Here is a 13,570-nt window from a genome sequence, read left to right as displayed (position 1 = left end):
CAAGCCCCCTTTGATTACCCTCGCGTCAAAGCGCGCTGAAATAGAGCATTCGTCCAGTTCATGGCCTGCAGGAAGAGAGCAGCATCGAAGCGTGGTGCTCCATCACGCAGGAATGCATGTTGGGCGTTAACTTCATGCCACTCCAGCGTGACGCCCGCGTCCTCAAGTCTATCCCGGATTATGCGCCGTCCCGCATAGGGAACATGCGGGTCTGACTGGCCCCAAACCATCATCAGTTCACCAGTGATGTCTGTGGCCCGAATAAGCGAGTCATCAGACTTGCCTTCACCAAGCGTCGCTGAATGCAGGTCGGTGGCATAGAAACACGCTGTTGCTTTGACTGCAGGATGAAGAGCCGCCCGATAGGCGAGATGCCCCCCTAGGCACACACCAAAAGCACCAATGGCGCCTGTGCAGAAGCTGCTGTCTTGCAGCCATTCGACAAGGGCCGCCGTGTCAGAGTCAAAGGCTGAGACAGGTTTGGCGTATTTCAGATCATTCCCGCGATCTGTTCCATCCTTGTCATAGGTAAGGACAGTCCCGGCAGGTTCGTACTCATGATACACTTCGGGGATTGCGACGAGATATCCCTGTCCCGCAATCATGGCGCCCAATCGTTCGATAGGTGCCGTGACCTGATAGATTTCCGAAAACAGCATGACAGCTGGGAAACGGCCATCCTGAACCGGTCGAAAAATATGGACACGCATTGAGCCAGTCGGCGTTTGAAGATCGATTTTTTCGTCAGTTCTGATGATCATGAGACGATCCACCCTGCGAGAGTTTGCAAGTAACGCATCTGGCTCTGTTTGTAGGCGGCCCACTGGCGTGCCGCAACGTCGTCTGAAAAAAGGGCTTTGTGCCGGTTGTTAATCTCAACCGGCACAGGACACCCTGATTAGCCCTTTGGCGTGATGACGTCCGCAAGTGTCGCAGCGGTTCCACGGTCCTGCAGGCTCTGCCGCATGTCAGTGAAAAGCTGGACGAAAGCAGGGTTGTCAGTGAGGCCCCAGCCTGCAAAGACGCCCATATCCAGAGCGCGCGCCGGATCGGTGTCCGTCACCAGTGCACGATCTTCCTTGCTGAGACGTGGCTCTGTGACAGGGAAGTCTGCGTTTGTGTCGTCCCGGCCGTTCATGTAGGCGCAGTAGCAGGCCAGCAGGAACGCGATCCGGCGCATGTCACCGTTGTCTTTCACCACAATCTCGGCTGTCGGGCGAATAAAGACCGGCAGTTTGGATGTGCTGTCCGACGCAATGCGCAGAAGCTGATCACTGACAGCCTTGTTGCGGAAACGCTGGAGCAGGAGGGCCCCATATTCCGGAAGGCTGATGCCCGGAGGAGCGGTCAGGTGTGGTTCTGAGTCGAAACCCAGAAACTGCTGAAGCAGGCGGAAAAGGTTCTCGTCTTCCATGGCTTCGCTGACGAAGCGGTAACCCATCAGGACGGCGGGGAGGGCCAGCATGGAGTGGGACGCGTTGAGCATGCGCAGCTTGACCTGTTCGTATGGCTCAACATTGTTCGTGAACAGCACACCGGCCTGCTCCCAAGCCGGGCGCCCTTCGGGGAAATTGTCTTCCACAACCCACTGGATGAAGTCTTCGCAGAACAGCGGCGCGCGGTCTTCAATGCCGCTCTCACTATTGAGGCGAGCAATGTCTGCCGGTCCAACCGCTGGGGTAATACGATCAACCATGCAGGCCGGGAACGAGACGTTCCGGGAAATCCAGTCTGCCAGTTCGTCGTCTCGCAGGCGTGCGAAGGACAGGACAGCGTGGCGCGCAACCTCTCCGTTCGACGGAACATTGTCGCAGGAGAGGATTGTAAAGGCATTCACACCGGCTTCACGGCGCAGACGAAGGGCCTCGGTGAGGATACCAAAGGCTGTTTCCGGCACTTCACGCTTGAGGTCCGCAACGATGGTCGGATGGTCAGCCATGAAGTGGCCTGCCTCATCCATGTAATATCCACCTTCCGTGATCGTCATGGTGACGATGCGGATTGCTGGATCGGTCAGACGCTTTAGGGCTGCCAGACGGTCTGCGGGAGCGTGGATGTATTCCACCAGGGATTTTACAACCCGTACGACGTCCGGACGGCCCGATGGGCATTCCCGCAATGTGTAAAGACCGCCCTGAGACTGAAGGGCTTCAGCCTTCTGCACTTCAGACGGCACATCCATCAGCCCAAGGCCAACAATGCCCCAGCTTTCCTGGCCCGGCAGAGCCAGTGTGCGGTCTGTGTACACGGCCTGATGGGCGCGGTGAAAGTTTCCGACACTGAGATGGGCAATCCCCGCAGTCACCTTCTGGCGATCATAAGGGGAGGTGAGGATGGTCTCTGGAAGGTGGGCCAGAGTTTCCGGGGTCAGTTTCATGATGGTTCTTCCGAACGAAAGGCCCGACCCTTTTAAGAAGAAGACGTGATGAGGAAACTGTTTTTATTAAATATAAATTTTTTCTAATATTTCTCGCACCAACGAGAGGATTCATTAGAGAAATGAAAATATTCATAACCCGAAAGCAGATGCTTCCGGCATGGGAATAAAGTCAGGCAGCGCTTCTATACACTCCAGCCATTGTTGAACGGCAGAATAAGGCACTAGAGAGACCTCGCCCTCAGGTACGCGTTTGATGTAAGCGTAACAGGACAGATAGGCGAGTGTGGGCATGTCACCTGCGAGAAATGGCCGCTGTTTCAGTTCATCATTCATGAAGGGAAGCAGCTTCGCAGCCTTTACCTGAGCCGAGGCAATATCATCCGGGCGCTTCCAGAGCGTTGCCGCACGTGCCATAGCCGGTCCATATCGCAACTCGCCAGCAGCAATGGAAAACCATTTCTGAACTCGAGCCGTGCCGAGTGCATCTTCTGGCAGCCATGAACTGTCGGATGCATAGGTTTTCGCGAGATAGACCAGAATGGCATTGCTGTCTGTCAGGATAATATCGCCGTCTTCCAGAATCGGAATTTGGCCCAGCGGATTAAGCTTCAGCACTTCAGACGACTGCATTGACGCTTCTACGAAGCTGTAATCCAGCTTCAGGATCGACAGGAACAGCCGGACGCGATGCACATGGCCGGACAGAGGAATTCCATAAACTAGCCATGATCTGGTCCGGTAATGGTGAAAAGGACAGAGTGGCCATCGTGACGGAGACACGCAACGGCTTTATGGTCCTGTTTCATCTCATTTTAACTCAGGATCATCCGACATGAGTGCGCCTATCCATCGTCTGACCATAGAAGATCTGGTGGAAACCGTTGAATCGGTTGTCGCGTCTGAAACGGATCAGATTGCGAACATGGCCAATATCGCGGCCCTGCTGTTCGAGGCCTTGCCAGATATTAACTGGGCCGGATTCTATCTTTTCAAGGATGATCAGCTGGTTCTTGGGCCGTTTCAGGGGCGTCTGGCCTGCACGCGCATTCCGCTTGGGAAAGGCGTCTGTGGAACTGTTGCCCAGCAGAAAATCACGCTCGTCGTCCCGGATGTGCATGCGTTTCCAGGGCATATTGCCTGTGATGCTGCCTCGGCTTCCGAAATCGTGGTCCCTATCCTCCATGATGGAAACCTGATCGGAGTTCTGGATATTGATAGCCCTGTGAAGAACCGCTTCGATGCGGAAGATCAGGCCATGATCGAGAAGATTGTCAGCGCCTTTGAAAAGACGCTGACAGCCTGATTTTCAGGCGGGAACGTTTTCGCGCAGATGGTTCATCAGCGCGGGAACGTCTTCCACAACGGTGAACAGCTTAAGCGTGTTGGGGGAGGCAAAGCCCTGCTCAACGGCATCGGTTAGGGTGCGGACAAGGGATTTTGCCCAGCCACCAATATTGACGATGTAAATCGGGTCCTGGTGCAGACCGAGTTGCTTCCAGGTCAGAATTTCCATCAGTTCATCAAACGTGCCGAATCCACCTGGGATGATGGCATACGCATCTGAAAGCTCGAACATGCGGGCTTTGCGGCTATGCATGTTGGGTGTCACTTCAAGCTCTGTCACGCCTTTATGCATGACTTCGCGATCATGCAGGAACCCGGGAATAACGCCTATGACCTGCCCCCCTGCAGTCAGGGCTGCATCCGCGACGGTTCCCATCAGACCCACATGACCCCCGCCGTAAACAAGCGTAATTCCGTTCTGGGCCAGAGCCGTTCCAAGTTCGGATGCACCTTCTGCATACACAGGGGAGTTGCCGAAGCGGGAGCCGCAGAAAACAGCGCAGGAACGAATGGTCATGGGAAGCAGGTCCTGTAAGGAAGCGGGCAGAACGCTTAGACGGCAGGCTTCCGCCCAAGCGAACGGCTGATGAGCACACCGACCAGACAGCACACCGCAGTCGTGCCGAACATGGTCTTGTAGCCAGCAAACTCGATGACCTGCCCGAGCACAAGACCCGAACATGCAATCGCCAGATCAATGAAGATCGAATAGGCGCCCAAAGCGGCCCCACGGTTCTGTGGGCCAGCACTGTTGACGGCCAGCACACCAAGGGCAGGGAACAGCAGGGAGAAACCTGCGCCAGTCAGCGCCGCACCGATCAGAGCGGCCCCTTGTGAGGGGAAAATTGCCAGACAGGCCAGCCCGACAGCTTCGATCAGCAGAGAAACAATTGCCACGAAGACGCCGCCACGCCGGGCAATCTGTGAGGCGAAAAAGAACCGGATAACAACGAATACGATACCGAAGACGGACAGGGCTGTTGCAGCGCCTTCCCAGTGTAGAACGGCATAATACAAAGCAAGAAAGGACGAGATGGCACCGAATCCGATGGAGCCAGCCGCCAGCGCCATGCCATGCGGCAGAACCAGACGAAGCGCGCGCGTGAATGGAACGGGCTTTTCCGTGGAGGGAAGAGGCTTGATGCCCTTGTAAAAGCCGATCAGGGCAAGACCAAAGAGCGGAAGAATAACGGATAGGATACCGACCGAGACAATGCCGCCATAAGGATGAGGAAGCTGTGAGAGCTTGGCGCCAATCGGTGCACCAAGAGCAATGCCTCCATAAGAACAGATACCGTTCCACGAAATGGCAATAGCTGTGTTTTCAGCTCCGGCCCGGCGAATATTCCAGACAATAACGCCCGTGGCGGCCCAGCTTTCTGCCCATCCTAGAAACAGACGACTTAAGAGCAAAATTCCAAGGGAAACGGCTGGTGTTTCGCCTGACCAACCCGCACCGATCATCAGCAGGCCTGATATGAGGCATGTCACCAATCCGCCTAAAACAACCGGTTTGGGGCCTATGCTATCTACCAGCCGACCAGCAGAAGGGCGCGCTGCAAATGTCGCAAGATATTGCAGGGAGAAGGCCAGACCAGCGATCGTCGTGCTGTAGCCCAGCGTATGGTGTACAAAGATCGTCAGGACGGCATTGGGAAGCCCGATAACGATGTAAACCAGAAGATTGAACAGAACGACGGTAAGAACCCGCTTCGTCGGTGAACTCACCGGCGTTTCTTCCGCAGTCATGCCTTCAATCTCCTGTTTCTCTAAGTAACTAACTGGTTACGTCCTGTCTGGCATAGGACAGTTTGAACGATCAGTCACGGTCAATGGACCCCTCAGGTCCAAAAAACAACAGTATGTGATCTCTCGGGAATGAACATCCCGAGAGAAGGTGGCCTTAAAGCATGTTCTGCAGGCGGCTTGAAACCGCTGAGCATACTTTCTGGCGCAACGGCTCTGCCAGGGAGGACAGGGAGTATTGCTGGGACGTGTTTGTCTGGTTGCTGACGGCCTGAAGAATGCCCTGCTGGCCAGCACTGTATGCCGGGCTATTGGTCACGCCTGCTGCCTGTGTGGCAGTGGAGAGAAGACCCGTAGCATTCGTCCCCGTAGCCAGGTTGTTCGTCACGCAATAGTTCAGCACGCCGGCCAGATTGCTGGTGGAGGTGGAGGAGAGATTGGGCAGCCCAAGGGCGCCCGTCAGGCCTCCGGTTAACTGTGAAGCTGTGCTCTGGGCTGCGGCAGTTGCAGCGGAGGTTGCCGCTGCCTGCGTTTCCGGATTCTGGGCAGCCGACATCCCGGATGTGCAGCCTCCAAGAGAGAGGGCTGCAATGGCAGCAATTGCGCCAGTCGAGAGCAGGGCTGGCAGGCGGAACGGAACCATAAAATTTCAACTCCTGTAAGGACAACCATGAGGCGTGATCTGCCTCTACGCGTCCTAACAACGCTCAAAAGAGAGAAAGTGAGCGAAAAACCTGTCGATTTTCGGGGAGCGCCGTTTCTGGCTGATCGAAAGCAAGCTGCATCTGTGAACTCTCGTCCGGTATCTCCAGCGATGGCGCCGCGAGAGCCGATAACGTGAGGCCGAGAAGACGCACGCCGGGCACTAAAGGAAAAAGCGGCGTCAGGAGAGACTGCCCAACTTCGGCTAGAAGGGCCTCGGACCCAACAGAGACAGGCAGACTGCGGGCACGGGTAATTTGACGAAAATCTGAGTATTTGACCTTGAGCGTTATGGTTCGGCCTGTGATCTGTTTGCGCTGGGCCTGTAGCCAGAGTTTGGTGGCAATCATTCCAAGAGCATTGCGTGCAGCGGCTTCATCTCGCAGGTCTGTCAGATAGGTCTGTTCCGTTCCCAAAGACTTGCGCTCGCGATTAACCAGGACGGGGCGGTCATCAATCCCGCGGGAAATGCCATGATAAAAGGAAGCGGCCTTTCCAAAGTGGCGTGTGAGCGTGAGCAGATCCATTGTCCGTAGGTCCGCGCCGGTTTTAATGCCCAGAGCATTCATTTTTCGAGCGGTCGCCGGGCCAATTCCATGGAACTGGTCTACGGACAAATTCAGCACAAAATCCGGTCCCATTCGCGGCGTGATGACAAAAAGCCCATCAGGTTTGCGGTAATCGGACGCCAGTTTGGCCAGAAACCGGTTGTAAGAAACTCCAGCGGAAGCTGTAAGGCCGGTTTCTTTGCGGATGTCTGCACGAATGCGTTCCGCAACCAACGTGGCCGAACCATAGGCGCCCAGATAATCCGTGAGATCCAGATAGGCCTCATCAAGGGAAAGAGGCTGGATGAGGGGCGTATATCGGGCAAAGATCTCGTGGATCTGCATGGAAACAGCGCGATAGACGTCAAACCTGGCCGGTACGAATACAAGGTCCGGACAGAGGCGCTTGGCTTTCAGGGACGGCATTGCAGAGCGCACACCAAAAGGACGCGCTTCATAACTGGCAGCGGCAACAACGCCACGGGCCTCGCCCCGTCCAACCGCGAGGGGACGGCCACGTAAGGACGGGTTATCTCGCTGTTCGACAGACGCATAAAAAGCGTCCATGTCGATATGCACGATCCGGCGGGACTCCATGTGTACAGTGTCGCCGATCAACAAGAACGAAACAAGATCGGATTAGTCCATGAGCATCGAAGACGCCCGTCGCGCCGCTGGTTTCCAGACAGTCTCAACCCGTTTGGCTTACAGCAATCCGTGGACGGCCTTGCGAGAGGACATCATCATTCACCCCAACGGCAAGAAGGGCCTTTATGGCATTGTCGAGCGTGGAGAGTTTGTGGTGATCCTGCCCATGCATGCTGATGGCCGCGTGACCCTGATCCAGCAGTTTCGGTACCCGGTTGGGGAGCGCCTGCTCGAACTGCCAATGGGAATGTGGGAGACGAAGGAGAACGTCGATCCTGTCGAGCTTGCTCTTGGTGAACTCCGCGAGGAAACGGGCCTGCGCGCGGGCGAGATGATTCATGTGGGAACGATGTATCAGGGGGCCGGATACTCGAACCAGAAAGGCCACGTCTTTCTGGCGCGTAACCTCACGCGTGGGGAAACCGAGCTGGAAGACACCGAGCAGGACATCACGACGCAGGACATGACGCTGGGCGAATTTGAAAACCTGATCGCCCGTGGCGAACTTAAATGCATGGTGTCTCTGGCTGCCTTTGCGCTGATTCGCGCAAAGGGCCTGATCTGACGTCCGTTCAGATTACGGTATCAAGAAACACAACTTTCGAGCCACCGTCTTCAACCAGTGTTTCGATTGCCTGGTTGAAGACGCGGCCGTGGTCTGTGCCCATGTGAGCCTTGAAGGCGTCTTCGTCGCGGTAAGTTTCTTCGACATGAAAGAAGTCAGGATCAGTCGCCAGTGTGTGAACGACAAACCGTTCACAGCCGGGTTCGGCCCGAACGTCGGCTGCCAGACCTAAGAGAAGGTCGCGAACTTTTTCACGGCAGCCAGGAAGGGCTTTCATCGTGGCATAAAGGGATTTCGGCATAGGTCTTGATCCGCTTGAAAAGACTGAGATGCGTCTGAGCGCCGATCATCAATGGGCCGCTTGGGGGCTTCCTTCAAGGGGAGAACCGTTCAACCTTTCCCGATGAGTTCCTGACATCGCATGAATGACAGTTTTTCGCGAAAGATGAACAGAACATAGTAGTCCAGCTCACGGCTGCGGGTCTTTGTCGTGCGGGTATAAAATGGATAAATATCCAGCGGTCCCTGCAACCCTGCAGGGCGCGGCTCTGACTTTAAAATACAGTCCACCCGGAACAGCGGCATATAAACCGCATCTTCCCCAGGATTGCGCCGGACGTGCCACAGATTGCGCCGGAATTTCTTGAGCCGGTCAGGAAGCGCAAAGATCATTGATTTTTCAATGAAGCCAGCTGGAAAGACTTCAGGCCGATAGTACTGCATGTCTTCGGGCATATTGCAGAAGTAAGGGTGGTCCTGAACAATCATGACCACCCTTTACTCCATACATTCGCTCAGACGAAGAGGCGTGATCTTCAGTCGGCGGACGGCTTGTCTTCTGGTGTTTCACCGCTGATGTCGGCTGCAGCCTGCCGCAGGATCTGCACTACCCGGCGCAGTTCCTCTGCATTTGCTCCGCGACGGGATTTCAGTGCCAGCTTCAGAGCAAGACGTGCTTCATGCAGGTCCTGACCCAGGCTTGGATCAAGATCATTCACTCCACTGAAGGCATCCCGAACTTCCGACATCCGGGCACCAATCCGGGCGAGGACCTCGAGAATACGATTCGCCGTCTCCCGGTTCGCTTCGTAATGGGTGCGCCCCTCATCCGTGAGGCTGTAAAGCTTACGGTTGCCTTCCTGCGTGACAGCGGTGAGGCCAGCCTCTTCAAGATAGGTGAGGGAAGGGTAAATGACGCCAGGACTTGGCTTGTAGAAGCCACCGGAGTGCTCTTCGAGGCGGCGGATCAGCTCGTAGCCATGCGCAGGCTGATCATGGAGAAGGGCTTCAATGACAATCTGAAGTTCCTCAGCTGTCAGTTTACGACCACGTCCGAAAGTGTCGTCACCAAAGCCGCCGCCACCGAACCGGCCGCCACCGCGTGATCCCCGACCACCAAAGCCGCGTCCGCCACGGCCTTCTCCACCCCGGCCACCAAATCGGCGCCCCGCGTGTTCGCCACGCTCTGGAGGAAATCCGCCTTCGCGGAAGTCCGGACCATCCTGCATTTTTTCTCCTTCGCTGGTTGATGCGTCGCTGCGGCGTCGACCACCCTTGCGATGCTTGTGTCCGCCGAAGCCAAAACCCCGGGAGAACCTTGAGAAACCGCGCTCAGCGCGATCGGTATCATGTTTGAACATTCTGTTTTCCTTCATTCGATATGTCGTACGATATAGTATCTTAAGATATATCTGCAAGTGTTTCTTTTTCAAAATCTGTGCGTGCCATAGCCGCGTGCCGTTTCCGCTGGTATCCGGCGGAGATGGGTAGCCCGATCTCTTCCCCTCCTGATCCCGAACTGCGGCGCACATTTCGTCAGCTTGTGCCCTGGCGTGCTGCTTTGACGATTGGGGCGATGCTGTTGTGTGTGGCGCTGTTGCAGCGGTTGCCCTTCATTCATCGTCTGCTGGAAAACGCGCCGCATTGGCACGAGACTCCCTATGCAGCAGTCTGGTTCCTGCTACTGGCCATTCCCTATTGTGCCTGCGGTCTGCCGCGACAGGCGTTGTGCATTGCCGCGGGGCTGGCGTTCGGAGTCTGGGGTGGGCTGGGCCTGTGTTCTCTGGCGTATATGCTGGGTGCGATGGCGGCTTATGGCTGGGCCAGAGTGCTTGCACCGGTAAAATTTCGACAAAGGTTGCATGACCGCCTGCAAAGGAATTATGCAGCGCTGGCAAGAATCCTTCATCGCAAACCCTTCCGTGCTGTTCTGACCTTGCGGCTTATGCCTGTAGGGTCTGCTCTGCTGGTCTCCATGGCAGCCGGATTATTTGAACTTCCGCTTCCAGCCTTTGCGTTGGCAACCTGCCTTGGCGGTTTGCCTCAGAACCTGGTGTTTGTTCTGGTAGGGGCTGGCACACGTATTGGTCATATGATCCAGCTTGGTCTCGCGGGTGGCCTGTTTGTGGTTTCTGGCGTTCTGGGAGCGTTGCTCCTGCGTCAGGCAGATGAATAACCGTTCGAACATCTCGTTCTGAACGATTCACTGGTTTGATCCGTTCGTGAGGGACGGGTCCTTTCTCATCTTCTGAACATTGCTTTTTCACAGGCAGAAACGAATGACAGAACAGAGCATGGCGTTCCGGCGTGGAGATACCATTCCGGGATGGTTGCCGCTTATGCTGGGTATCTTCACGGCAGTCGGACCTGTCTCCACAGATATCTATCTTCCGGCCCTCCCTGAAATGGAACGCCAGCTTCATTCTGCTCCCGGTTCAGGCAGTATCACCATGGCTGCCTGGGTTATCGGCCTGGCCATTGGTCAGATCACGATTGGCCCGGTGTCAGACAGGTTCGGCCGACGGCTGCCGCTGCTGATTGGCATGATCGGATACACAATCGGCGAGATCGGCTGCGCACTGGCCCCGACCATGACCATCATGTGCATCTGTCGGGTTTTTTCAGCTCTGATGGCCTCGGCCGGACTGGTGATTCCCAATGCATGTCTTCGGGATCTGACGGAAGGTGATGAGGCATCCCGCCTCATGTCGCGCCTGATCGTTGTGCAAGGCGTTGTTCCGATTCTCGCGCCCATGCTGGGTGGCTTTGCGCTGAAGTTTGTGGACTGGCGTGTCATTTTCTGGGCCACGGCCGTCTATGGCGGGCTCTGTACCCTGATGCTCCTGACCGTATTCCCGGAGACGCTCCCCACGCAGGAGCGCCGGGACATGCGGCCTCTCTCCATCATCGAACGCTATATCTATATTCTGCGGACACGCAGCTTCATCACGAATGGCCTCGTCTGGAGCTTTCTGGGCTTCGTGACCTTCACCTATCTGACAGGCGCTCCCACGCTGTTCGAAGAGCGCTTCGGCATGTCTCCGTTCCATTACGGAATGCTGTTTGGTCTGTTCGCTGTCTGCATGATCGGGGCCTCTGCCATTAATGGGCTTGTGGTGGGGAAGGTCAGTACGACGCACATGCTTTTCAGTGCGCTGGGGATCAGTCTGACAGGCAGTATCCTTTTCCTGGCGCTGGCCGTCATTTCCGCTGTTGATCTGACATCGGGCGGACAGCTTCGATCCTTCTTTCTCTGGCCGCTGATCATCTCGCTTGTCATCACAATGGCGCCAACAGGCATCATTGGACCCAATTCAATGGTTGGCATTCTGTCCGAACAGTCCGAACGTGCAGGCTCGGCTTCTGCTCTGGCAGGAACAATGCAGTACCTGTTCGGAGCGGTAGCAAGTGCGCTGTTCGGTCTGATGTCCCCCGGGACGGCCATTCCATTTGCGGGCTTTCTGGTGTTCGCCTTCTGCGCGGCAACCGTGTTTGCTCTGCTGAGGCCCAGACTGCCATCATCAGCGCCCTGAAGGAGTTGAGAGTGATGCAGGTACTTCTTGTTGAAGACGATGTGGCCGTAGCCCTCGTGGTGAAGACGGTTCTGACGCGGGAAGGGTGGGATGTTCATCTGGTTGAGGATGCTGAAAGTGCCTTGGCATGGGACGGGTCCGCAGACCTGCTGGTGACCGACTACAATCTTCCAGGTGTGCTCAATGGTCTGCTGCTGGCCCGGAAACTGCGGGACCAGAATGCCAGCCTTGCTGTGGTTCTCATGTCGGGAGACTTCGAGGAGGGGCAACTGATGGGGGAAAGTGTCGCTGTTCTGCCCAAGCCATTTCGCAGGAATGCGCTGCTTGAAGCCATCGATCAGGCCCGGAACGCAATCCGGGCTTGAGTTGTAGGGGAAGAGTCCCCTACATGGCCCGCTGTTTGCCACGCCCAGAAGAAAGCAGTGCCGCCATGTCGTTTCAGGAACCCCAGCCGCTCAACCTCAAGGACTACATCCGTGAGGTTCCCGATTTTCCGAAGCCGGGCATCCTGTTTTACGACATTTCCACGCTCATCCGCTCTGCCGAAGCCTGGCAGGTTGCAACGGGCCGTCTGGCACGTATCATTTCTGCTTGGCAGCCGGACCTGCTGGCTGGCATCGAAAGCCGCGGCTTCCTGACAGCAGCGCCTCTGGCACAGCGCCTCGGCTGCGGCTTCACCATGTTGCGCAAGCCGGGCAAGCTGCCGGGTAAGACAATCTCCCTGAAGTATGGTCTCGAATATGGCGAGGACGAACTTCATATTCAGGCTGATGCCATCAAGCCGGGTCAGCGCGTTGTCGTTCTTGATGATCTGTTGGCCACCGGTGGCACGCTCGCGGCCTCCATCGACCTCCTGCGCAAGGTTGGTGCAGAAGTTGTGGGTGCCAGTGTGTTGATCGAGCTTGCAGGTCTCAAGGGACGTGACAAACTGGATGTCCCGCTGAATTCGCTCATCACTTACGAAGACTGAGGAACCACCATGTCCGGCATTTCTTCCCTGTGGCAGACCCGCTATCGTACTGACGCCCCGAAAGACCTGCCGGACAATCCGGTTCTTCAAACTCTCCTGAAACACCATTCCGTCCGGGCATATCTGCCGGACGCGTTGCCAACCGGGACGCTGGAGGCTGGAATCGCGGCATCCTCTTCTGCTGCAACGTCCAGCAATCTGCAGGTGTGGTCCGTTGTTGCGGTTGAAAATCCGGAGACACGGGCAAAGCTTGCCGAGCTCTGCGGTAATCAGAAGCACATCGAAGTTGCACCGTTGTTTCTGGCCTGGATCGTCGATCTGGCGCGTCTGGAACGGATTGCGGAACGGGCAGGCAAGGGGAGTGAAGCGCTGGATTATGAGGAGATCTTTCTCATGAGCACGCTGGATGTCGGTATCGCTGCCCAGAATGCTGTGACGGCTTTCGAGTCCATGGGGCTTGGGACCGTTTACATCGGAGGTTTGCGGAATCATCCGGAAGACGTTGCCAGGCTGCTAAACCTTCCGCCCAAAACCGTTGCAGTTGTTGGTCTCTGTGTGGGACGTCCTGATCCGTCGGCTCAGAACGGTTACAAGCCGCGTCTGGGGCAGGATGTCGTTGTGCACCGTGAACGCTACACTTCCGCAAATGAAGCCGAAGGTGTTGCCGCTTATGACCGCGTTGCTGATGCCTATCAGCAGGAGCAGGGCCTTGCACCGCGAGCATGGTCTGAAACCGTGGCAAGTCGTGTGGATAGCTACCACGGGTTGAGCGGCCGCCATGTCATGAAAGCCGTGCTCAACCGGCTTGGGTTTGCGCTGAAATAAGATGGGGGTGACGGAAGCTGGGTGTGGATG

17 protein-coding genes are annotated in these 13,570 nt (G+C 56.2%); 7 read left to right on the top strand and 10 right to left on the bottom strand.

Annotation, left to right across the window (positions count from 1 at the left end):
* Positions 1-14: 14 nt before the first annotated feature.
* The 3 genes from HK24_RS04900 to HK24_RS04890 all read right to left on the bottom strand — a co-directional run bounded on the left by HK24_RS04900 (position 15) and on the right by HK24_RS04890 (position 3,160).
* Positions 15-761, bottom strand: coding sequence for a dienelactone hydrolase family protein (locus HK24_RS04900; RefSeq protein WP_086633536.1), 747 nt, complete (start codon positions 759-761; stop codon positions 15-17).
* A gap of 137 nt (positions 762-898) precedes the next feature.
* Positions 899-2,377 (bottom strand): mannitol dehydrogenase family protein, encoded by a 1,479-nt coding sequence (locus HK24_RS04895; RefSeq protein ID WP_086633535.1) that lies wholly within the window; start codon positions 2,375-2,377, stop codon positions 899-901.
* Between the two features lie 132 nt (positions 2,378-2,509).
* Positions 2,510-3,160 (bottom strand): glutathione S-transferase family protein, encoded by a 651-nt coding sequence (locus tag HK24_RS04890; protein ID WP_086633534.1) that lies wholly within the window; start codon positions 3,158-3,160, stop codon positions 2,510-2,512.
* Positions 3,161-3,212: 52 nt separating this feature from the next.
* Here HK24_RS04890 and HK24_RS04885 point away from each other — a divergent pair, with 52 nt between their 5' ends.
* A complete protein-coding gene (locus tag HK24_RS04885; protein ID WP_086633533.1) occupies positions 3,213-3,683 on the top strand; it encodes a GAF domain-containing protein in 471 nt (156 codons plus the stop codon).
* 3 nt (positions 3,684-3,686) lie between these two features.
* Here the strand turns inward: HK24_RS04885 and HK24_RS04880 are convergent, their stop codons facing one another.
* The 4 genes from HK24_RS04880 to dinB form a co-directional block, all read right to left on the bottom strand.
* Positions 3,687-4,241 carry a TIGR00730 family Rossman fold protein gene (locus tag HK24_RS04880; protein WP_086633532.1) on the bottom strand — a complete coding sequence of 185 codons (555 nt, stop codon included), beginning with the start codon at positions 4,239-4,241 and terminating at the stop codon, positions 3,687-3,689.
* 35 nt (positions 4,242-4,276) lie between these two features.
* Positions 4,277-5,473, bottom strand: coding sequence for an MFS transporter (locus HK24_RS04875; protein ID WP_046900596.1), 1,197 nt, complete (start codon positions 5,471-5,473; stop codon positions 4,277-4,279).
* Between the two features lie 154 nt (positions 5,474-5,627).
* Complete coding sequence (locus HK24_RS04870; RefSeq protein WP_046900597.1) at positions 5,628-6,113, bottom strand: DUF2501 domain-containing protein; 486 nt, start codon at positions 6,111-6,113, stop codon at positions 5,628-5,630.
* A gap of 64 nt (positions 6,114-6,177) precedes the next feature.
* Positions 6,178-7,317: a DNA polymerase IV gene (gene dinB, locus HK24_RS04865; protein ID WP_086633531.1), complete on the bottom strand. Its 1,140-nt coding sequence runs from the start codon at positions 7,315-7,317 to the stop codon at positions 6,178-6,180.
* 49 nt (positions 7,318-7,366) lie between these two features.
* Between dinB and HK24_RS04860 the strand changes: the two genes are divergently transcribed.
* A complete protein-coding gene (locus HK24_RS04860) occupies positions 7,367-7,933 on the top strand; it encodes an NUDIX hydrolase (RefSeq protein WP_086633530.1) in 567 nt (188 codons plus the stop codon).
* Between the two features lie 7 nt (positions 7,934-7,940).
* On the opposite strand, the gene HK24_RS04855 is transcribed toward HK24_RS04860, so the two are convergent.
* From HK24_RS04855 to HK24_RS04845, 3 genes are all read right to left on the bottom strand, one after another.
* Positions 7,941-8,234 carry a putative quinol monooxygenase gene (locus tag HK24_RS04855; RefSeq protein WP_198942056.1) on the bottom strand — a complete coding sequence of 98 codons (294 nt, stop codon included), beginning with the start codon at positions 8,232-8,234 and terminating at the stop codon, positions 7,941-7,943.
* Between the two features lie 89 nt (positions 8,235-8,323).
* Positions 8,324-8,701, bottom strand: a complete 378-nt coding sequence (locus tag HK24_RS04850) for a hypothetical protein (RefSeq protein ID WP_046900601.1) — start codon at positions 8,699-8,701, stop codon at positions 8,324-8,326.
* Positions 8,702-8,748: 47 nt separating this feature from the next.
* Positions 8,749-9,573 carry a PadR family transcriptional regulator gene (locus tag HK24_RS04845; RefSeq protein WP_198942055.1) on the bottom strand — a complete coding sequence of 275 codons (825 nt, stop codon included), beginning with the start codon at positions 9,571-9,573 and terminating at the stop codon, positions 8,749-8,751.
* Between the two features lie 77 nt (positions 9,574-9,650).
* Between HK24_RS04845 and HK24_RS04840 the strand changes: the two genes are divergently transcribed.
* From HK24_RS04840 to HK24_RS04820, 5 genes are all read left to right on the top strand, one after another.
* Entirely contained in the window at positions 9,651-10,388 is a 738-nt protein-coding gene (locus tag HK24_RS04840) for a TVP38/TMEM64 family protein (protein ID WP_233126112.1), read from the top strand.
* 103 nt (positions 10,389-10,491) lie between these two features.
* Positions 10,492-11,745 (top strand): multidrug effflux MFS transporter, encoded by a 1,254-nt coding sequence (locus HK24_RS04835; protein ID WP_086633529.1) that lies wholly within the window; start codon positions 10,492-10,494, stop codon positions 11,743-11,745.
* 14 nt (positions 11,746-11,759) lie between these two features.
* On the top strand, positions 11,760-12,110 hold the full coding sequence (locus HK24_RS04830) for a response regulator (protein WP_086633528.1): 351 nt from the start codon (positions 11,760-11,762) through the stop codon (positions 12,108-12,110).
* Positions 12,111-12,175: 65 nt separating this feature from the next.
* Positions 12,176-12,715 carry an adenine phosphoribosyltransferase gene (locus HK24_RS04825; RefSeq protein ID WP_198942063.1) on the top strand — a complete coding sequence of 180 codons (540 nt, stop codon included), beginning with the start codon at positions 12,176-12,178 and terminating at the stop codon, positions 12,713-12,715.
* Positions 12,716-12,724: 9 nt separating this feature from the next.
* Positions 12,725-13,540, top strand: coding sequence for an NADPH-dependent oxidoreductase (locus tag HK24_RS04820; RefSeq protein ID WP_086633526.1), 816 nt, complete (start codon positions 12,725-12,727; stop codon positions 13,538-13,540).
* Positions 13,541-13,570: the final 30 nt, after the last annotated feature.

Origin of the sequence: Gluconobacter sp. DsW_058, from assembly GCF_002153615.1 — a bacterium.
In the GTDB taxonomy this organism is placed as follows: domain Bacteria; phylum Pseudomonadota; class Alphaproteobacteria; order Acetobacterales; family Acetobacteraceae; genus Gluconobacter; species Gluconobacter cerinus.
This window is presented reverse-complemented; position numbering and strand designations above follow the sequence as displayed.

Coding starts and splice junctions, on each gene's coding strand:
- HK24_RS04900 (WP_086633536.1), bottom strand. CDS start 761: ATGATCATCAGAACTGACGAAAAAATCGATCTTCAAACGCCGACTGGC.
- HK24_RS04895 (WP_086633535.1), bottom strand. CDS start 2,377: ATGAAACTGACCCCGGAAACTCTGGCCCACCTTCCAGAGACCATCCTC.
- HK24_RS04885 (WP_086633533.1), top strand. CDS start 3,213: ATGAGTGCGCCTATCCATCGTCTGACCATAGAAGATCTGGTGGAAACC.
- HK24_RS04880 (WP_086633532.1), bottom strand. CDS start 4,241: ATGACCATTCGTTCCTGCGCTGTTTTCTGCGGCTCCCGCTTCGGCAAC.
- HK24_RS04875 (WP_046900596.1), bottom strand. CDS start 5,473: ATGACTGCGGAAGAAACGCCGGTGAGTTCACCGACGAAGCGGGTTCTT.
- HK24_RS04870 (WP_046900597.1), bottom strand. CDS start 6,113: ATGGTTCCGTTCCGCCTGCCAGCCCTGCTCTCGACTGGCGCAATTGCT.
- dinB (WP_086633531.1), bottom strand. CDS start 7,317: ATGGAGTCCCGCCGGATCGTGCATATCGACATGGACGCTTTTTATGCG.
- HK24_RS04860 (WP_086633530.1), top strand. CDS start 7,367: ATGAGCATCGAAGACGCCCGTCGCGCCGCTGGTTTCCAGACAGTCTCA.
- HK24_RS04855 (WP_198942056.1), bottom strand. CDS start 8,234: ATGCCGAAATCCCTTTATGCCACGATGAAAGCCCTTCCTGGCTGCCGT.
- HK24_RS04850 (WP_046900601.1), bottom strand. CDS start 8,701: ATGATTGTTCAGGACCACCCTTACTTCTGCAATATGCCCGAAGACATG.
- HK24_RS04845 (WP_198942055.1), bottom strand. CDS start 9,573: ATGTTCAAACATGATACCGATCGCGCTGAGCGCGGTTTCTCAAGGTTC.
- HK24_RS04835 (WP_086633529.1), top strand. CDS start 10,492: ATGACAGAACAGAGCATGGCGTTCCGGCGTGGAGATACCATTCCGGGA.
- HK24_RS04830 (WP_086633528.1), top strand. CDS start 11,760: ATGCAGGTACTTCTTGTTGAAGACGATGTGGCCGTAGCCCTCGTGGTG.
- HK24_RS04825 (WP_198942063.1), top strand. CDS start 12,176: ATGTCGTTTCAGGAACCCCAGCCGCTCAACCTCAAGGACTACATCCGT.
- HK24_RS04820 (WP_086633526.1), top strand. CDS start 12,725: ATGTCCGGCATTTCTTCCCTGTGGCAGACCCGCTATCGTACTGACGCC.